General features: G+C 42.1%; 18 protein-coding genes. 15 read left to right on the top strand and 3 right to left on the bottom strand.

The window, feature by feature from the left end:
• Positions 1-223: 223 nt before the first annotated feature.
• From ACSVDJ_RS13680 to ACSVDJ_RS13670, 3 genes are all read left to right on the top strand, one after another.
• Positions 224-1843, top strand: a complete 1620-nt coding sequence (locus tag ACSVDJ_RS13680) for a putative polysaccharide biosynthesis protein (RefSeq protein ID WP_439169807.1) — start codon at positions 224-226, stop codon at positions 1841-1843.
• A gap of 61 nt (positions 1844-1904) precedes the next feature.
• Entirely contained in the window at positions 1905-2798 is an 894-nt protein-coding gene (locus tag ACSVDJ_RS13675) for a DMT family transporter (RefSeq protein ID WP_439169808.1), read from the top strand.
• Between the two features lie 27 nt (positions 2799-2825).
• Entirely contained in the window at positions 2826-3536 is a 711-nt protein-coding gene (locus ACSVDJ_RS13670) for a pseudouridine synthase (RefSeq protein ID WP_439169809.1), read from the top strand.
• A 60-nt stretch (positions 3537-3596) separates the two neighbouring features.
• Here the strand turns inward: ACSVDJ_RS13670 and ACSVDJ_RS13665 are convergent, their stop codons facing one another.
• Positions 3597-3818 (bottom strand): DeoR family transcriptional regulator, encoded by a 222-nt coding sequence (locus ACSVDJ_RS13665; RefSeq protein WP_439169810.1) that lies wholly within the window; start codon positions 3816-3818, stop codon positions 3597-3599.
• Between the two features lie 318 nt (positions 3819-4136).
• Here ACSVDJ_RS13665 and pepV point away from each other — a divergent pair, with 318 nt between their 5' ends.
• Positions 4137-5561, top strand: a complete 1425-nt coding sequence (gene pepV / locus ACSVDJ_RS13660; RefSeq protein WP_439169811.1) for a dipeptidase PepV — start codon at positions 4137-4139, stop codon at positions 5559-5561.
• A 49-nt stretch (positions 5562-5610) separates the two neighbouring features.
• On the opposite strand, the gene cysK is transcribed toward pepV, so the two are convergent.
• Complete coding sequence (gene cysK / locus ACSVDJ_RS13655; RefSeq protein ID WP_439169812.1) at positions 5611-6537, bottom strand: cysteine synthase A; 927 nt, start codon at positions 6535-6537, stop codon at positions 5611-5613.
• 176 nt (positions 6538-6713) lie between these two features.
• On the opposite strand from cysK, the gene thpR reads away from it, so the two are divergent.
• From thpR to ACSVDJ_RS13625, 6 genes are all read left to right on the top strand, one after another.
• Positions 6714-7250, top strand: a complete 537-nt coding sequence (gene thpR, locus ACSVDJ_RS13650; protein ID WP_439169813.1) for an RNA 2',3'-cyclic phosphodiesterase — start codon at positions 6714-6716, stop codon at positions 7248-7250.
• A gap of 15 nt (positions 7251-7265) precedes the next feature.
• Complete coding sequence (locus tag ACSVDJ_RS13645) at positions 7266-8246, top strand: NERD domain-containing protein (RefSeq protein WP_439169814.1); 981 nt, start codon at positions 7266-7268, stop codon at positions 8244-8246.
• Between the two features lie 14 nt (positions 8247-8260).
• Positions 8261-10405: a type I pullulanase gene (gene pulA, locus ACSVDJ_RS13640; RefSeq protein ID WP_439169815.1), complete on the top strand. Its 2145-nt coding sequence runs from the start codon at positions 8261-8263 to the stop codon at positions 10403-10405.
• Between the two features lie 396 nt (positions 10406-10801).
• Positions 10802-11578: a phosphotransferase gene (locus tag ACSVDJ_RS13635; RefSeq protein ID WP_439169816.1), complete on the top strand. Its 777-nt coding sequence runs from the start codon at positions 10802-10804 to the stop codon at positions 11576-11578.
• Between the two features lie 120 nt (positions 11579-11698).
• Positions 11699-12337 (top strand): tRNA (guanosine(46)-N7)-methyltransferase TrmB, encoded by a 639-nt coding sequence (trmB, locus tag ACSVDJ_RS13630; RefSeq protein ID WP_439169817.1) that lies wholly within the window; start codon positions 11699-11701, stop codon positions 12335-12337.
• 145 nt (positions 12338-12482) lie between these two features.
• Positions 12483-13334 (top strand): YtnP family quorum-quenching lactonase, encoded by an 852-nt coding sequence (locus ACSVDJ_RS13625; protein WP_439169818.1) that lies wholly within the window; start codon positions 12483-12485, stop codon positions 13332-13334.
• Positions 13335-13376: 42 nt separating this feature from the next.
• Here the strand turns inward: ACSVDJ_RS13625 and ACSVDJ_RS13620 are convergent, their stop codons facing one another.
• On the bottom strand, positions 13377-13697 hold the full coding sequence (locus ACSVDJ_RS13620) for a PepSY domain-containing protein (RefSeq protein WP_094834304.1): 321 nt from the start codon (positions 13695-13697) through the stop codon (positions 13377-13379).
• A gap of 213 nt (positions 13698-13910) precedes the next feature.
• On the opposite strand from ACSVDJ_RS13620, the gene ACSVDJ_RS13615 reads away from it, so the two are divergent.
• From ACSVDJ_RS13615 to ACSVDJ_RS13595, 5 genes are all read left to right on the top strand, one after another.
• Positions 13911-14984: a M42 family metallopeptidase gene (locus ACSVDJ_RS13615; protein WP_439169819.1), complete on the top strand. Its 1074-nt coding sequence runs from the start codon at positions 13911-13913 to the stop codon at positions 14982-14984.
• 185 nt (positions 14985-15169) lie between these two features.
• A complete protein-coding gene (locus tag ACSVDJ_RS13610) occupies positions 15170-16192 on the top strand; it encodes a PTS sugar transporter subunit IIC (protein ID WP_439169820.1) in 1023 nt (340 codons plus the stop codon).
• Positions 16189-16500, top strand: a complete 312-nt coding sequence (locus ACSVDJ_RS13605; RefSeq protein WP_439169821.1) for a thioredoxin family protein — start codon at positions 16189-16191, stop codon at positions 16498-16500. Before ACSVDJ_RS13610 ends, ACSVDJ_RS13605 begins: the two co-directional genes overlap by 4 nt.
• A 64-nt stretch (positions 16501-16564) precedes the next feature.
• A complete protein-coding gene (locus ACSVDJ_RS13600; RefSeq protein WP_439169822.1) occupies positions 16565-17362 on the top strand; it encodes a DUF1444 domain-containing protein in 798 nt (265 codons plus the stop codon).
• Between the two features lie 111 nt (positions 17363-17473).
• Entirely contained in the window at positions 17474-19981 is a 2508-nt protein-coding gene (locus tag ACSVDJ_RS13595; protein ID WP_518619084.1) for a DNA translocase FtsK, read from the top strand.
• Positions 19982-20048: the final 67 nt, after the last annotated feature.

Below are 20048 nucleotides of genomic sequence, written 5' to 3'. Positions count from 1 at the left end.
CTAAAGTAGAATAGCATACCTCTCTTTACACATTCTCAACCATATGAATATAGTGTAATTTTCATCAATTGTAAATAAATATAAAAAATTTAAGCGAATTGAAAAAAATGTCGAATCATTTTAATGATATCATTTTTCATTAAAAAATTGTCAGATACTATGGAAAGAGGTAAACTTATTTTTGTGTTTATATTTTATTTGATGAACGGAGAAAGGGATTTGTATGTCGTCAAAGTTAATTAGAGGAACATTTATTTTAACACTCGGGACGTTTATTTCTAAATTTCTAGGATTATTTTATGTGATCCCGTTTTATTCAATTATTGGAAAAGAGTCAGTCGCACTTTATCAGTATGGATATGTTCCTTATACGATCTTTATTAGTATTGCAACGGCTGGTGTTCCACTAGCTGTGTCGAAATTTATTGCGAAGTATAATTCGTTAGAGGAGTATGCCGTTGGGCGTAGGTTATTTAAGTCAGGCTTGTTGGTCATGTCGATTACAGGGGTCGTTGCTTTTGCGATCATGTATCTATTTGCGCCATTTTTTGCGAAGCTGGTTGTGTTAAATAAAGAACAACTATATTCTTTACAAGATGTGACGTACGTCATTCGTGCCGTCAGCTTTGCGTTAATTATCGTTCCTTTTATGAGTTTAATGCGCGGCTTTTTTCAAGGACATCAGTCGATGGGACCATCGGCCGTGTCCACAGTAGTGGAGCAAATTGCTCGCATTATCTTCCTACTCGTCGGGGCTTATGCCGTATTAAATGTGTTGAATGGAGACGTCGTCACAGCGGTTGGTGTCGCTACCTTTGCGGCCTTTATCGGTGCAGCATTTGGCCTATTTGTTCTATTTTGGTATTGGAGAAAGCGGAAGAAATATTTAGATGAATTACTGGAGCAAGACAAAGGCGAGGTACAAGTATCACTTAGAGAAATTTATCGCGAAATCTTGATCTATGCGATTCCATTCGTCTTTGTCGGTGTCGCGATTCCGCTGTATCAACTCATTGATACGGTCACCTTTAACCGGGCGATGGCAGCGATCGGCCAAGCGAAAGTATCGGATATATTGTTTGGCATTTTAAATTTTAGCACGCAGAAAATTGTTATTATTCCTGTGTCTTTGGCAACAGCCTTTTCGATGTCACTCATTCCCCATATTACGACTTCGTTTGTTGCGGGAGATTTAAAGCATGTGAAAAAGCAACTAGATCAAACATTCCAAGTGCTGTTGTTTTTAACGGTTCCAGCAATCGTTGGGATTATGTTACTGGCTGATCCTTTTTATGCTGTATTCTACGAACGTAGTGAAATTGGGGCTGAAATTTTACGTGCCTATGCACCTGTAGCGATTCTGTTTGCGCTGTTCACAGTAACGGCAGCGGTTTTGCAAGGGATTAATGAGCAGCGTTTCACTGTGTTTAGTTTATTGGTGGGGATTTTGTTGAAGTTCGCTTTAAATATCCCTCTCATTAAACTATTCCAAACAGAGGGAGCTATTTATGCAACGGCGATTGGATATAGTGCGTCGATTATTATTAACTTACTAGTCATTAAATATTATGCGAACTATTCATTGCGCTCGATTTCAAGGAAGATTGCTCAAATAGTGATGTTTAATGTGATTATGGCAGTAGCGGTTATTAGTGTGTATTCACTTATTTCGCCGTTATTTGATTTGACAAGCAAAGTACAGGCAACTATATTAATTGGCATATGTGCGGTCATTGGAGCAGCTATTTACTTTGTCTTAAGTCTTCGAGCAGGATTGGCAGATGTGTTAGTTGGCTCGAAGCTTGATCGCTTAAAGAAAAAATTACAACGATCTAAAGCTTAGAAATAAGAAGAGGCGCTCATCTAAAGAGGGGCTGCCTCTTTTTTATTGAGGAGGGAGAGCAATGGCTTTGAGCGCGCGTTCTAAAGGTATGATCATGGTGCTTTCTAGTGCGACATTTTGGGGAGGATCAGGAGTGGTCGCCCAATTTTTGTTTCAACAGCAAGGAGTTAGTGTAGAATGGCTTGTGGCGGTGCGGCTGTTGTTTTCTGGATTAATCTTACTTTGCTTAGCTGCGCTGAAAGAGCCGAGCTTAGTGTTCGCTATTTGGAAAGACCGATTTAGTAGACTACCGCTGCTTTTATTGAGTATCATCGGGATGATCGGCGTGCAGTATACATTCTTTGCGGCGATTGAAAGCGGCAATGCGGCGACAGCGACGGTGCTGCAATATTTGGCGCCGGTATTGATAGTGCTTTACATTACCTTTCGTTCGAAGTCAAAGCCATCGACGAAGGAGACAGTAGCGGTCTTACTATCAGTGCTAGGAACATTCTTCCTTGTGACGGGTGGTAATCCGTTTGCGTTAACGATTTCAAGTCACTCTGTGTTTTGGGGACTTAGCTCAGCGGTTGCTCTTGCCTTTTACACCGTTTATCCGATTGAGTTGCTGAAAAGATGGGGAGCAGTCGTGGTGATTGGCTGGGGAATGACACTTGGGGGACTTGGATTTAGCTTTGTTCATCCGCCGTGGAAATATGAAGGGCTGCTTAATGTGCCGACAGTGGCTGGCGTGCTGTTTGTCATCATTTTTGGCACGTTGATCGCTTTTTATTTATATTCAGAGAGCTTGCATTATTTAAAGCCGTCAGAAACGAGCTTGCTCGCTTGTGTGGAGCCGTTATCTGCGGTGTTTTTATCCGTCATCGTCTTGCACGTTGATTTCGGCATCGGTGAATGGATCGGAACGCTTTGCATTATTACAACCGTTTTAATGCTATCACGAGCGAAAAAATAAAGGTATGAGAAAGAATGGAGGAAGGTCATGAGAGTCGATAAAATTTTAGCTAATCTTGGCTACGGCAGTCGGAAAGATGTGAAGAAAATCTTGAAATCCGGTGCTGTGACCGTGAATGGAGAGCTAGTGAAAGACGCTAAGCAGCACGTTGACCCTTACAAAGATCAGGTCGTTATTCACGGAGAAGAGGTGCATTATCGGGAGTTTATTTATTTAATGATGAATAAGCCACCAGGAGTCATTTCAGCGACAGAGGATACGCGCGATGAAACGGTGATTGATTTATTAGACCTAGAACACGTCGTATTTGAGCCATTTCCAGTCGGTAGGCTTGATAAGGATACGGAAGGTTTGTTGTTAATTACGAATGATGGACAGCTTGCCCATCAGCTGCTCTCGCCGAAAAAACATGTGCCGAAAACATATTTTGCCGTCATTGATGGTGAAGTAACCGAGAGTGATGTAGAAGTCTTTCGTCAGGGGGTTACGTTAGATGATGGTTATGAAACGAAGCCGGGAGAGTTAGTGATTGTAAAAAGCGGGCTGCGATCAGATATTGAACTAACGATTACAGAAGGGAAGTTCCATCAAGTGAAGAGGATGTTTGAAGCGGTTGGCAAAAAGGTTGTTTATTTGCAACGCATGTCGATGGGACCGCTCGTGCTTGATGAAGAGCTAGAGCTTGGAGAATACCGAGAGTTAACAGAAGAAGAAATCAAGCTGTTAGTAGATAGATAAAGAAATTAAAGAATCCCCCGTCGATGAGGCGGGGGATTGACATGTACAATATTCATTTTTTTAAGAACTAACTCGAACTTTCTTTTCCGTTGTTGTCCACTTGCCACGACTTGGACTAACGACTAAGTCGTTGTAGGCTAACACATTCAAATCGCGTTGAATGGTGCGAGGAGTGATGCCAAATTCATCTACTATTTCTTGAGTTGAAACAGTCCCGTTTTCTTTAATAAACATATAGACTGATTTAATTCGATTTAGCATCCGATTCGTTGAAGGTTTCAAAAAACCACTCCCTCATCTTTTTTCCAGAGGCAATCCAACAGACGACGGTTAATAGAGAAGTTGATGCTTCTCAAAAAATATGTAATTCTTTTGCCACAGACAGCTCCTTTACAAAATAGTTTAAGATGTCTGACACTTACAGTTTACCTCATTTTATTCAAATTTTCTAGAAAAATGATTGATTTAATGATTATTTACATGATCTTTACCCATTTTTAATAATAGATGAAACCATTTTGTCCTTCTCAAATGATTTCTTTTCTAGGGGATCAAGGGTAAAATAGGAATATATTTGTTTTTTGAAGGGAGTATTTAGTGATGACAGCCATTGATTGGATGTTGGAAGTGGAGAAGCGAAAGGATGATTTACTTCAGGATTTACAGTCGTTAATTGCGATCAAAAGCGTATTAGATGAGGAAGGAGCAACGGCTGATGCTCCGCTTGGAGAGCAAGTGAAAGAAGCGCTTGATTTTATGCTGGCGCTTGGTGAACAGGATGGATTTACGGGCAAGAATGTCGACAATCTTGCAGGACATTTAGAATTTGGTGCTGGTGAAGATCTACTCGGGATTTTATGTCATGTTGATGTCGTTCCAGAAGGGGATGATTGGACGACCGATCCGTTTGGTGGAGAAATGAGAGACGGCAAAATTTTTGGTCGCGGGGCGATCGATGATAAAGGGCCAACGATGGCTGCTTATTATGCGATGAAAATCGTGAAGGAGCTGGGACAAACGTTTAACAAACGAGTGCGGATGATCATTGGAACGGATGAAGAGAGCGATTGGCGTTGTGTAGATCGCTATTTTGCTACGGAAGAAATGCCGTCGATTGGTTTTGCCCCGGATGCTGATTTTCCGATTATTTTTGCGGAAAAAGGGATTGCCGATTTCGACCTTGTGTTTTCACCTGTCGCTTCAAAGCCGGATCAATCGGTGAATTTGGTCGTTCATTCGTTTGAATCTGGTCGACGTTACAATATGGTGCCTGATTATGCGAAAGCGGTATTAACCGTCAATAATGGGCAAACAGAGCTGTTACAAAGCTATAGTGACTTTGCGAAAGACAATGGCTTAGAGGGGCAATATTATATTGATCGTGGATTGCTTGTATTGGAAATGAAGGGTGTCTCTGCTCATGGGATGGAGCCTGACCTTGGAAAAAGTGCTGGCTTATATTTAGTGGAATTTTTGGCGAATCGAGTACTTGATGCAAAATCTGCTCACTTTTTCCAATGGACGAGCCGCTCTTTCTTCCAAGATTCGCGCGGGAAGACGTTAGGAGTCGATTATCAAGACGACATCACAGGTGATTTAACCATTAATGTTGGCAAGTTTTCATATGACGAACAAATGGGTGCTCGTTTAGGGGTAAATATGCGCTATCCTGTCACATTCCCATTCGCAGAGAAAAAGGCAGAACTAACAGAGCGTTTGCAGCAAGAAAATATCGCGATCGAGAATTTTTCCAATAGCGAGCCTCATCATGTCGAACAAGATCATCCATTTATTCAAACGCTTGCGAAAGTGTATGAAGAGCAAACAGGTGAGAAAGCCGAATTATTATCCATCGGTGGAGGGACGTATGCACGCTCGTTAAAAACAGGTGTGGCTTATGGAGCGCTGTTCCCGGGTCGAGCGGATGTCGCTCATCAAAAAGATGAACATATGTTTATAGAGGATTTACTGAAAGCAACGGCTATTTATGCCCAAGCCATTTGGGAGCTAGCAGTGGAGAAATAAAGTAAAAAGCATGCAGAGGGGTTCTGCATGCTTTTTTTTGGGAAGTACTTTATACAAAAAGATCGCTCGATAAATAGCGCTCACCTGTGTCGCAGGCGATGCAAATGACGATTTCATCCTTCGTTAATGTTTTGGCTGTTTGAATGGCAGCATAGCAAGCGGCACCTGAGGATGGTCCAACGAGAATCCCTTCTTCGCAAGCGAGTCGACGCGTCATGTCGTATGCATCTTCGTCTTTAATTTGATAAATATAATCATACACATCTTCATTTAGTATGTTTGGGATAAAGCCGGGGCTTGTGCCGACAAGCTTATGTTTACCAGGCTTCCCACCGGAAAGGACAGGAGAGCCTGCCGGTTCCACGACATGGACGAGTAAGTCTGGATAATGCTCTTTTAACACTTCGCCTGTACCAGTGATTGTACCGCCCGTGCCGGCTGTCGCCACAAAGGCACCAAGTTTTTTGCCTATTTGTTGAACACTCTCGACAATTTCAAGAGCGGTTGTGTTTCGATGGGCATTTGGATTGGCGGCATTATCAAATTGCATCGGAATGAAGCTGTTCGGAATTTCCTTTGCTAGCTCTTCCGCCTTTTTGATCGCGCCAGGCATTTTTTCATGTCCTGGAGTAAGTACAACGTCGGCCCCGTATGCTTTCAGTAAATTGATCCGTTCCTTCGTCATCGTATCCGGCATTACAAGAATCGCTTTGTAACCTCTAGCGGCGGCATTCATCGCTAAACCGATTCCTGTATTTCCGCTCGTTGGTTCAATAATCGTTGAGTCCGGTTTTAAGACACCTGCTTTTTCCGCTTCCACGATCATATTGAAAGCTGCTCGGTCTTTCACGCTTTTACTCGGATTGAAAAACTCTAGCTTCATATACACGTCCGCCCCGTTTTCTGGATTGAGTCGATTTAATTTAACGAGAGGAGTATCTCCAATCAATTCGGCGATATTTTGAACAATTTTCATTCAGGCTCTTCCTTTCTACAATCGTTTCTTTTATTAATAACATATTAATCATACAAATCCAATTTGTTTTTATTGAATTAGAGAAAGAGTCGTCACGTTACCCCACTTCGAAATCTGTCGCAAACACAGATTCTTTGTTAAAATATGAGTAAAATGTACGATAAAGGAGTATAAGTATGGGTCATCATTATTTCTTTGCACTCGCTTTACCAGAATCCGTTAAGAAGCAATTACATCAAGTATTTCGTGAGCGAAACCTTCCTTTTGCTCGTGCGGTTCATGAGCAGGATTTACATTTGACGTTAGCCTTTTTAGGGGAGGCGGAAGAAGAAAAATTAGAAAAGGCAAAGATGAATGTGGCGAAAGTACTACAAACCCTCTCTCCTTTTTCTTTGACGATAGATTCGTTTGGTACATTTGGTAAGCAAGAGCAGCCGCGGATTTTTTGGGCAGGAGTGCAGGAAGAACCGAAACTTCAGCAATTGCAGCAGGCTGTCAGTACCGCTTGTCATGAAGCTGGCTTTCAATTAGAGAGTCGACCGTTTCGTCCTCATATTACATTGGCAAGAAAATGGCGAGGGGAAGAGGCTTATGTTCCCCCATTAGCCCCAGTTACTATGCAATTCGTTAGTGAAAAAGTAGTGCTATATAAAACGCATCTTGATCGCAGTCCGAAATATGAAGAATACGATATTTTTAAAGTCACTGAATGAAAGGAATCATGACCAATGGCGCAATTAATTAAGCTACAAGATTATATTTCGAGATATGAAATGGACTTATACAAGTACCCTTCCCATTTCGTTCGCTTAAAAAAGCAGCAATGGCAAAAAACAAGGGGACAATGGGAACATAGCCGCTTAGAAGGCATCGAGGACGATATGGTGGAAGAAGTTGAAGAGGATGTTGCTCAAGCCGGCATGCTATATAAAATCAAATCGATGTTAAAGCGACAAAAAGAGGAAGAGGAAATTGAAGAGGAAGCTGACGTTCAAAGGCAGGAAGAAGAGTCCTTATTTGATATGGAAAAACTGTATGATGTACAGCACATGGATGAGTTAAAGAAAAAGTTTTTAGACCAGCTTTTTCATTTTCAAGTGAAATGGGCAAGCTCGACCATTCGTGAAAAATCATATATTGATTTTAAATACTTTCATGATGAGCGCTTGAAGTTCTTTTTGCAGCGGTTTCCAGATTCATTTATGCTACTCTATCAGCCGATCCTTCGATTGAAAAATGCTCCAATGGAATTAGATATTATTTTGCTTACACCGACGGAAGCGTGGTGCTTAACTTTTTTAGAGGAAGAGGATCAGGCCGTCTATATCGGTTCAGCCGAACGATTTTGGATGAAGAGATATGGAGAGAAGGAAGCGAAAGTATTAAGTCCTGTTCTTTCTTTAAACCGAATGGAAGTCGTGATGAAGCAATTATTTCTTCAATGCGACGTCGACTTTCCGATTCGGAAAGCGATTATTTCTCGCAATGGGTTTATCGATTATCCTAATGGACCTTATGATCTAGAGGTGATTGATGAGCGGAAGTTTGAGGAATGGTTTACTAGACTTCGCCATATGAGCTCTCCGTTGAAAAATATGCAGTTAAGGGCAGCAAAAAGCTTGTTAGATGTAGGGCAAACGACAAGCTTTCGACGTCCGGAGTGGGAAGAGGATGAGGGCTTTATTTTCAAGGAAGAAGACAGTGAATAAAAGAGGTGTAAACGATGGCGAACCGACCCTTTGAAGCCTATTTAGATCAGTTGAATGTGATTACGATGATTGTGCCTACTTATTATTATAATGGGCAGTCTGAGCGTTTTTTTCTTGAACAGGATGCAGACATGGTAGAGCTGAAGATCATCGATAAAGTACAGATAGAGGATAGCGTAAAGTATACTTGTTACGCGCCAGTCGTACCGGAATTCGGTCGGCCTCATATCGTGTTAGATGAGCGATTGATGCGGACGGATCTGCAAATTGGTGGGGTGATTCGGACGAAGGAATTCGATGACCTTTTTTATTATGACAGTTCGGATTTAGGAGCTTCTTATACGAAGGAGGCGACTCATTTTCGTTTATGGGCGCCGACAGCCACAGAAGTGTTTGTCAAATATCGACCGATTGATAGTGAAGATGTCGTGTATGTGAAAATGTTCCGTCGTGAACGAGGCATATACGAGGCAATTATTCCAGGTGATTTAGCAGGCATCTATTATCAATATCATTTACGTGTCAACAATCAATGGAAAGAAGCAGGCGACCCATACGCAAAGGCGGTTTCATTGCATAGTGAGTGGTCATGCGTGTTAGATGAAGAAAAAGTGTCCATTTCGACGCATCAACTACCGCCTTTCTCTTCACCGCTAGATGCCATTATTTATGAAGCATCGATTCGTGATTTTTCGATGCATCCAGATAGCGGGATGCAACATAAGGGGAAGTATAGCTCGCTTTTGGAAAGGCAGACGAGCGGCCGTTTCGGTCAAGCAACAGGTGTCGATTATTTAAAGGAGCTAGGCATTACCCATTTAGAGCTGTTGCCTTTTAATGATTTTTTCGGTGTATCAGATACACAGCCATATGCAAATTATAATTGGGGCTATAATCCGCTCTATTTTAATGTGCCAGAAGGAAGTTATAGCTCTAAGCCGCAAGATCCGCAGACGCGAGTGATTGAATTGAAGCAAATGATTGAATCGCTTCATGAAGAAGGGATTCGGGTCATTATGGATGTCGTGTATAACCATGTGTATATTCGTGAAACCTCGTCTTTTGAGCGAATCGTTCCGGGTTATTTCTTTCGACAAGATGAATTTGGCCGTCCATCGAATGGAACCGGAGTCGGCAATGATTTTGCTTCGGAGCGGAAAATGGCGCGGAAATTCATTCTCGACTCGCTACAATATTGGTTAACAGAATACAATGTCGATGGGTTCCGTTTTGATTTAATGGGGATTCTCGATATTGAAACGATGAATGAAGCAAGGAAGATGGTGGACCGTCTAAAACCGGGCTGCATTTTACTCGGGGAAGGCTGGCAGCTGAACACGGCACTTGCAAAAGAATTAAAAGCAAATATCGCTAATCAAGCAAATCTCCCTGGCATTGCTCAATTTAACGATTGGTTTCGTGACACGATTAAAGGTAGCACCTTTAATTTATATGATCATGGTTTTGTACTCGGGCGGGAAAGTCTGCATCATGAAGCTTTTCAAGTAATCGGTGGAAGCATCGGCTTTGGCAACAGACAAGGACTATTTTTGGAACCAGAGCAATCCGTCAATTACGTCGAATCTCACGACAACTACACACTATGGGATAAGTTAGAAGCTTGTTTTCCTGGTGAAGTAGAGTTTAATAAAAAGCGACAGCGTCTCGCGACAGCGATGGTGCTATTATCACAAGGCATTCCCTTTTTGCATAGTGGGCAAGAATTTTTTCGCACAAAGTTCGGGGTCGAGAACAGCTATACAAGTTCAGATACGATCAATCAACTAGATTGGAATCGCCAATATGAAAATCGATCAACGGTTGAATTTGTTAAAGGGCTGATTCAAATTAGAAAGCATCACGGTGCTTTTCGATTGAAAAATGCGCAAGCGATTCGTCGTCATTTAATTAAAGGAGCTTCAGATGGAGGCTCGTTAGTGCTGCTATTAAGCAAGGTAGCGGAATATGGGGAATGGGAAGAAATTTTGCTCATTTTTCACTCTTCAGCAGCTAAAGGCAAAGTGACATTGCCGAGCCGGCCAGCATCTTGGAAGATCATTGTTGAGAATGAAACGGCTGGTGTGGATGTTTTGCGAGAAGCGAGTGATTATTTAGAGTTGGAGCCGATTAGTGTCGTCGTGTGTGTGCAGGCGAAGTGATGAAGAAATCGCTAGAAAGTCAAAAAAGTATCCAGAAAATCAGTGGAAACTGACTTTCTGGACAGCTCTTAATTTCTCATCTTACTTTAAATTTCTTTGATAATAAACAGAGTGAAAGACAATAAGTAGAATGTTTATCGCTAAAAAATATCAACATATAGTATAAAATAAGATTGATTCACACAAGATAAGCCGATAAAGATCCTCGTCGCTTTTCTTTCTATTCGTCCCGTAGCCGAATCGGTGATTTCGTGGTAAAATATAATCTACCTATAATGATGGCCAGGTGATGGTAACGGGTTTATCAAGAAAAGATAGCTATTGCATAGATGTTCGATAGCTGTCTTTTTTGTTCATATTATACGGACAGCTAAACGAAAATGAAGGTGAATGCAGTTGGAACATTTATTTGGACAAGAATGGGAAATCACTCCTGCTGGTGGAGTCACAGGAAAGGCTTACTTTGCTAGGTGCGGTGGACAACAATTATTTTTAAAGAAAAACTCTTCCCCTTTTTTGGCCGTATTGTCTGCTGAGGGCATTGTTCCAAAGCTCATCTGGACGAAACGGTTAGAAAATGGAGATGTCGTCTCAGCTCAACATTGGCTTGAAGGCCGGGAATTAAAGCCGCATGAAATGGTGAGCAATCGAGTGGCCCAGCTTATGTGTAAAATCCATTCTTCACAGCCACTGCTTTCTATGCTAGAGAGGATCGGGATGAAGCCTTCTTCTCCTGAGATGATTATGAAGGAGATTCAAATACGGTTAGATGAGGACATCTTGACACATAAGGAAGTCCTCTCGAGTTTGCAATTTTTGCGAGACAATATGACAAAGATTAATCACGGTCATTACGTCGTTTGCCACGGAGATATCAATCATAACAACTGGTTATTGTCGAATGAGAACGAGTTGTTTTTAATTGATTGGGATGGGGCGATGATCGGCGACCCGGCGATTGATCTCGGTATGTTATTATATAAATATATTGATGAAAGTGAATGGCAGGCATGGCTTTCAGAGTATGGACTGACGTTTACTCCACATTTGCAATTGAGAATGAAGTGGTATGTGATTGCACAAATGCTACTATCTATTCAATGGGATAAAGAAACGAATCGCTTACTAGAAATGGAAGAGAGCTTAGCGGATTTGAAAAAATTTCTAGTGTGAAAAATCCTTCATTTTTTTAAATAATGGAGTCCGGCCGTGGGCTCTTTTTTGGTCTGGTAACAATCATTGATTAGTCAGTTGTGTTATATTATGGTGTGAAAAAGTGAATGAGGTGTGATTATGCGATTAAGACATAAACCATGGGCGCGTGAGAAACTAGACGCTCATCCACAGTATGTCGTTGCTCATCCAGAGGAGCATAAAGGACAGTGGGCAGAAGTATTTGGCAACAACAATCCGATCTACATTGAAGTAGGAACGGGAAAAGGTCAATTTATTACAGGAATGGCGAAAGCGAATCCAGATATTAATTTCATCGGTATTGAGCTATATGAAAGCGTGATTGTCTCCGCGTTAGATCATTTAATTGAAGCGGAGTTACCAAATTTGAGGCTGATGGATGTCGATGCCAGAGATTTGGCGGATTATTTTGCAAAAGGCGACGTCGCTCGCGTCTATTTGAATTTTTCTGATCCGTGGCCGAAAGCGCGCCATGAAAAGCGTCGCTTAACGTATAAAACATTTTTAAAATTATATGAAGACCTTATGCCTGATCATGGTGAGATTCATTTCAAGACCGATAACCAAGGACTGTTTGAATACTCATTGAAAAGCTTTTCTGATTACGGACTATTGTTAACGTATGTTAGCTTGGATCTTCATAACAGTGATTTCGAAGGCAACATCATGACTGAATACGAAGAGAAATTTTCAGCCAAAGGTCAAAGAATTTATCGTTCGGAAGCGAGATATCGCTAATAGATAGAAGTAGGTGCTCGGATTTTTCGCTATAAGCGAGAAGTTCGGGCATTTTTTTGTCTCATTTAAGTAAAACAGACTACATAGTACAATTATCGAAAAAGTGTTACAATTAAGTGGTAGTCGAACAAAGGGAGGAATTGCGATGGAAACAATGAAAGTTGGGGAGCTGACATTGACGTGGCTGAATGGGGGAGCGACGAATTTAGATGGGGGAACGATGTTTGGCGTTGTGCCGAAGCCGTTATGGTCACGTAAATACCCTGTCAATGAAAAAAATCAAATCGAGTTACGAACAGATCCGATTTTTTTTCAGCTAGAGGGAAAGAATATTTTAATTGAAGCGGGAATTGGGAATGATCGGCTATCGGACAAGCAAAAAAGAAATTATGGGGTGGCCGAGGAGTCTCAAGTAGAGGATTCATTGAAGCAGTTAGGATGGACACCTGAAGATATTGATATCGTTTTGATGACACATATGCATTTTGATCATGTGTTAGGATTGACGAAGGTAGTCGATGGCGAGCTGACACCTGCGTTTCCGAATGCGGTTATTTACACTTCGGAAACGGAATGGAAAGAAATGAGAGAGCCAAACATCCGCTCGAAAAACACATATTGGAAAGAAAATTGGGAAGCGATTGCTGATCAAGTCGAAACGTTCCAAGAAGAGTTAGAGGTCGTTCCAGGGGTGAAAATGATTCATTCTGGCGGTCATAGTGACGGTCATTCGATCATTATCATTGAGCACAGCGGAGAAACATTGATTCATATGGCGGACTTAATGCCGACACATGCGCACAAAAATGTGTTATGGGTGATGGCGTTTGATGATTATCCGATGGACTCGATTGCGATGAAACAAAAATATTTGCCAGTAGGAATGGAAAAAGGCGCTTGGTTTATTTTTTATCATGATGCGCTCTATCGTGCCATCAAGTGGAACGAGAACGGAGAATTGATCGATTGTGTGAAAAGAGAGAAAGTAGTCGTTTAATATAAAAGAGGCGATTCTCTAAAAAGGATCGCCTCTTTCATATTAGTTTGTTTTATAAACATCCATAATCGTGCCTGTGCGAGAGTCAGCAACAAACTCAAATTGCTCACGATTTTGGTCGATGGTACGGGAAACGCCGCCTTTATAGACCATTTTATCCATACCTGTTTTCTTCATCGGCTCAGGCTTCATTTTCACCCAAGAGCCATCAATCGTGCCTTCGCCTTTAAATGCTTCCTTGACTTCTTTCAATGCTTTTTCCGCAGAAGCAGAAGCTGTGTTTGTTACATTTTGTTGTACAAGCAGTGCGCCAGCCGCTCCAGCCGCCGCTCCTAAAATGAATGTGCTCCAACTAAATTTCATTGATTTCACTCCTATTTTAATAGATTACTAATTATTATACAGCAAATCGCAAATTAATTGAAATTTCTGCAATAAAAATACTGTTTTTTTGAAAAAAGAAATAATTACATCAGGATGCTTCTATCCATTAAGTAGCGGGAAAGGGAAATTTTCTGTAAGATAAAAGGACAAGCCTCTTTTCATTGGGGAATCTATTTCAAAGGGGAGTTAGTGATGAATCAAGAAACGATGGAGCTGTTTAAAACTTTAACAGAGCTGCCTGGTGCTTCTGGAAATGAGCATCAAGTACGAGCGTTTATGCGAAAAATGTTAACGCCTTATGCGGATGAAATCATTCAAGATGGTCTTGGGAGTATCTTTGGATTGAAAAAAGGGAATGAAGCCGGTCCAACCGTGATGGTCGCAGGACATATGGACGAGGTTGGCTTTATGGTCACCGATATTACCGAGAATGGGATGATTCGTTTTCAAACACTTGGAGGCTGGTGGAATCAAGTGCTGCTCGCTCAACGTGTGGAAATTATTACCGATCACGGCCCGGTTGTTGGAGTGATTGGCTCGATTCCACCGCATTTATTAAGTGAGGCATTGCGCCAAAAGCCAATGGAAATTAAAAATATGCTGATTGATATCGGGGCAGATGATCGTGAGGACGCGAAGAAAATTGGCATTAAACCCGGTCAGCAAATTGTCCCTGTTTCTGCGTTTACCCCGATGGCGAATGAGAAGAAAATCCTCGCTAAAGCATGGGATAATCGCTACGGCTGTGGACTGGCGATTGAATTGTTAAAAGAATTAAAGGATGAGAAGCTGCCAAATATGCTCTATTCAGGAGCGACCGTTCAAGAAGAAGTCGGTCTTAGAGGAGCTCAGACGGCGGCGGAAATGATCCAACCGGATATTTTCTTTGCGCTTGATGCTAGCCCGGCTAATGATATGTCAGGAGACAAGACTCAGTTTGGACAAATCGGCAAAGGGACGCTGTTGCGTATTTTTGATCGCACGATGGTCACTCACCGAGGCATGAGAGAATTCGTGCTTGATACAGCTGAAACCCATCACATTCCGTACCAATACTTTATTTCTCAAGGGGGAACCGATGCCGGGCGCGTCCATACATCGAATCAGGGTGTACCAAGTGCTGTCATTGGCATTTGCTCACGCTATATTCATACCCACGCGTCCATCATTCATGTTGATGATTATGCGGCAGCGAAAGAGTTGATTGTTCGCCTTGTGAAAGCATGTGATCAAGCAACTGTTGACAGTATTAAAGCAGGAAGTTAATGACGAAGAGAGCGCCGTTTTTTGGCGCTCTTTTTTTCGTTGGAAAGAAAAGTATGAAATATGTTTGAGGTGGCAAAATAATCGTGGAGATGATCCATCCTCAGAAAAATAAATGCTGATTAAGTTGACAATCCAGTATATAATTGTCTTTACACTAGTAAATGAAGTGTAAGGAAGGTGACCTCATGAAAACATTTTTGCAAAAGAAAGGAATTTCTTTATCTCCAAAAGTTTATTTTATTGATGCGCTCAGCTTTATGGCGCTAGGGCTATTTAGCTCGTTGATTATTGGACTGATTATGAAAACGGTTGGTGAACAGTTAAGCCTTCCGTTCTTTGTCGACATGGGTAAATTGGCGATGAGCTTAATGGGACCAGCTATTGGTGCAGCTGTGGCTTATGGCTTAAAAGCGCCTCCTCTTGTTTTGTTTTCCAGTGTTATTGCAGGAGCAGCAGGTGCAGCACTCGGCGGTCCTGCTGGTAGTTATGTGGCGGCGCTTCTTGCGACGGAAGTAGGCAAGGCTGTTAGTCAAACGACGAAAGTGGATATTATTGTCGCGCCTTTTGTCACGATTTTAACAGGTTATTCCGTGGCCGCTTTTTTAGGACCGGGAATTGATCAGTTTATGAAGTTTTTTGGCGGTTGGATTGAATGGGCGACGTTGCAACGCCCGATCACGATGGGGATTTTAGTGGCGGTGCTGATGGGACTAGCTTTAACCGCTCCGATTTCAAGTGCGGCGATCGCTTTAATGCTCGACTTAAATGGATTGGCTGCAGGAGCGGCGACGATTGGGTGCAGTGCGCAAATGATTGGCTTTGCGGTTGCTAGTTATCGAGAAAATAAATTTGGCGGTTTTATCGCGCAAGGGCTTGGCACATCGATGCTGCAAGTGCCGAACATTATTCAGCATCCACTAATACTAATTCCGCCGACAGTCGCTGGTGCGATTTTAGCCCCGATTGGCACAACGATTTGGCCGATGATGAACAATGCTGCTGGTGCAGGAATGGGGACGTCGGGTTTTGTCGGCCAGATTATGACCTTTTCGGTGATGGGCTTTGAAGCAGTTGTCTTTTTGCAAGTCTTTCTACTTCATTTCGTCGGTCCGTTTGTGATAAGCTTAACGATATCTGAATTTATGAGAAAGAAAGGCTGGATACTACCTGGCCAGATGACGATCTCAACGGGAGGGAAAGCGAAATGAAACAATTAACATCAATGGAGCAATTTCAAGAAATGAAACAATCAGGCAAGCATCTCTTTTTATTCTCTGCTGACTGGTGTCCAGATTGTCGAGTGATTGAACCGATTTTGCCAGAAATTGAAGCGAAATATAGTGAGTTTACATTTGTTTATGTCGATCGTGATCAATTTATCGATCTTTGCGTAGAATTGGACGTTTTCGGTATTCCTAGTTTTGTCGCTTTTGACCAAGGACAAGAGCTAGGTCGCTTCGTTAGTAAAGACCGGAAAACGAAAGAGGAAATTGAACAGTTTATTGAAAAGCTATAATACACAAGGTCTGGTTCCTCATCGATGATGGCACCAGACCTCTTTCATTAGGAGGGAGTCAAATATGGATTCAATCAAATTAAAACGAATGCTTGAAGAGAGACTTCAAGGGAAGGAGCGTTCTTTCTCTTACGATCGAGAAAAGGACGAATTAAGAATTGAAAACGTAGATACGAAGAAAGGGATCACGATCTCTTTGCCAGGCATTGTAGCGAAGTGGAAGCAGCATCAAGAAAAAGCGATTGACGAAGTCGTCTATTACGTAGAAGAAGCGCTAGCTGTTATGGGGAAAATCCCCTCTTTAGCACAGCAGGAAAAGCGAATTTTTCCAGTGATTCGTTCGACTTCATTTCCGAAAGAAGCGGCGGAGGGAATGCCGTTCTTGATGGATGATCACACAGCAGAGACGAGAATTTATTACGCACTCGATCTTGGCAATACGTATCGTCTAATTGATGAAAGCTTAATGAAAAAAGAAAATTGGAGCGCAGACAGCATTCGCGAAATGGCTCGCTTTAATTTACGCTCGTTATCAACAGAGATGAAAAAAGATACAGTAGCTGGAAATGTGTTTTATTTTTTAAATACAAATGATGGGTACGATGCGAGTCGGTTGTTAAATGATAAATTCTTGAAGGGTATGAGTGAGCAAATCGAAGGGGAGATGACGGTGTCAGTTCCTCACGGAGATGTGCTCATTATTGGCGATATCCGCAATGAAACAGGTTATGATGTGTTAGCGCAAATGACGATGAGCTTCTTCACGAATGGTCATATACCAGTAACAGCTCTTTCTTTTCTGTATGAGAATGGTCAATTGGAGCCGATCTTTATTATGGCGAAAGGTCGCACGAAGCAATAAGCGAGTTGTTTTAGTAGGCTAAAAGACTCAATGGCTCTAAATTCTCTATCGAAAAAGAAAAGAAAACTGTTAAAATATAAAGTGATTCTTTACATAGAAAGAGTGATGAGCTTGAGTTTGTTTAAAAAATTTATGGGATTGTTCCGAGAAGAAATTGAAATTGAAATAGATGAAGAAGAAACGATAGAAGAGACAAAAGAAGATCCGAAAGAAGAAGTTAAAGAAAAAGCGCCAGAACCGCCGAAAAAGGAAGAGAAGCGAGCGTTCGTTCCGCTTAAGCTGAAACAAACAGACGGGCCTGAAATGGTGACAAAGGTGACATATCAATACCCGTCGAGGGAGTTTCGTTTTCCAGCATACTCCAATGAATGGCCTCGTCCGAAACGAGAGCGAGTGTCACGAGAGCCGTTTCGAGAGGAGACGCCAAAAGCAAAGGCAAGGCCGTCTTATTCAGTAGGTGAATCGACCAATTATGAGAGTCGAGTGTCTAATCGACCGTTTAGACCAACAGAGATTCCATCGCCGATTTATGGATTTAAAGAACGGCCTAGCAAAGAAGAAGAAATCATCGAGCCTGTTACTCAGCAGGAGCCGATGCAACAGCAAGTAGCGAAAGAAGAGCCATTGCTGTTGTTTAAAGAGGAAGACAAGAAAAAAGCATTTGATATCGAAGCGAAGAGAGATTTCTTACCACCAGCACCACCTGTTAAGCAAGAAGAAATAAAAATGGAGGAGCGACCACCATCTGAAGTTATCGCCAATGAGGAAGTTGATACTCGCATAGAGGAGCCGCTAAAAGTAGAAAAAGATCGGTCACAAGTTGAGGTAGAGCAACCAGCGCCACCACTTGTCTCAAATGATGAAACTCCTGCTCCTGTGTTGGAAGAGCCTGAAGTAAGTCAAGAAGAACAAGCCGAGTTACCGGCCCCTAGCTCTAACAAAGAAGGAAAATTACCAAGTGAGAAAGCTCAGTCTCGTGCTGAGGAACGAAAACAGCGCCGAAGACAAACGCCGTTTAATGTCATTATGTCCAAGCAAGACCGCGATTTGTGGAGAGATAAACAGGAACAGGCAAAAGTAGCTGTCACTGCACCTCCAGTTACTTCTGAAGTTGAGGAGGCGCCACCATTGGCCCCTGTTCAGCCTGTTAAACCGCAAGAAGAAGTTGAACAAATAGAAGTAGAGACAACGGCAGAGCATTATGTTTTTCCAAAGGTTTCTTATTTACAGCCGCCTTCGTATCAAGAGGTGAGTCATGAATGGGTTGAACATCAAAGTCATGTGCTGAATGAAACGTTTAAAAACTTCAATGTGAAAGCCTCCGTCGTCAATGTTACTGTTGGCCCATCGGTTACTCGATTTGAGGTTGAGCCAGAGCCAGGCGTGAAAGTGAGTAAAATTACCAATCTATCCGATGATATTAAACTAAGCTTAGCTGCTCGTAATCTTCGGATTGAAGCACCGATCCCAGGCACTCAAGTGATTGGGATCGAAGTACCGAACAAGGAAAGCCGTCCGGTGTTAATTAGTGAAATCATTAAAAGCGAGGAGTTTAATGACAATCCTTCTCCGCTTACCTCGGTGCTTGGATTAAACATTTCCGGTGACCCAGTCGTACTGGACTTGAAGAAGATGCCACATGGCTTGATTGCTGGAGCAACAGGCTCAGGAAAAAGTGTATGTATTAACTCGATTCTTGTGAGCTTGCTGTATAAAGCAGCCCCACATGAGTTAAAGCTATTGTTAATCGACCCGAAAATGGTTGAGTTAGCTCCATATAACGGTATCCCTCATTTAGTGAGTCCGGTTATTACCGATGTCAAAGCGGCAACGGCAGCATTAAAATGGGCAGTGGAAGAAATGGAGCGCCGCTATGAATTATTTGTTCATGCTGGTGTTCGTGATATCACTAAGTTTAATGAAAAAGCCGAGAAGCTAGGAAACAAAAGTGAGCATCTTCCGTTTATCGTGATCATTATTGATGAGTTGGCAGATTTAATGATGATGTCGCCAGTCGATGTCGAAGAAGCGATTTGTCGTATTGCTCAAAAAGCTCGCGCCTGTGGGATTCATTTAATTGTTGCGACGCAGCGACCGAGTGTAGATGTGATCACAGGACTGATTAAAGCGAATATCCCGACGCGCATCGCTTTTTCTGTTTCTTCTCAAGTCGATTCACGTACCATTATTGACAGCGGTGGAGCGGAAAAATTATTAGGTCGCGGCGATATGCTATTTTTAAACAACGGCTCTTCAGAAACCGTTCGTCTGCAAGGGACGTTCGTATCCGATGATGAAATTGATGCGGTCGTTGAGCATGTGCGTAAAGAACAGCAACCAAACTATTTATTTAAGCAGGAAGAGTTGTTGAAGAAAGCGCAAGTGCAAGAGACGGAAGATGAGCTGTTCCCGGAAGCGTGTGAGTTTATCGTTCATCAAGGGGGCGCATCGACTTCGCTTTTACAAAGGCATTTTAAAATCGGCTACAATCGTGCAGCACGTTTAATGGAGATGATGGAAACACAAGGGTTTGTATCTGAACAACGGGCCGGAAAACCGCGAGAAGTCCTCGTATCGGAAGAAGAATTACAAACAATAAATGACACTAGTACAATATGATAATACATGGTATTCTTTACTTGTATCTAACAGACTATAACAGAGTGAACCAAGGTTCACTCTGTCT

This window comes from Bacillus sp. Hm123, from assembly GCF_051842975.2.
In the GTDB taxonomy this organism is placed as follows: Bacteria; Bacillota; Bacilli; order Bacillales; family Domibacillaceae; genus Bacillus_CE.
Note: the sequence above shows the minus strand (reverse complement) of the source record. Positions and strands in the feature narration are given on the sequence as shown.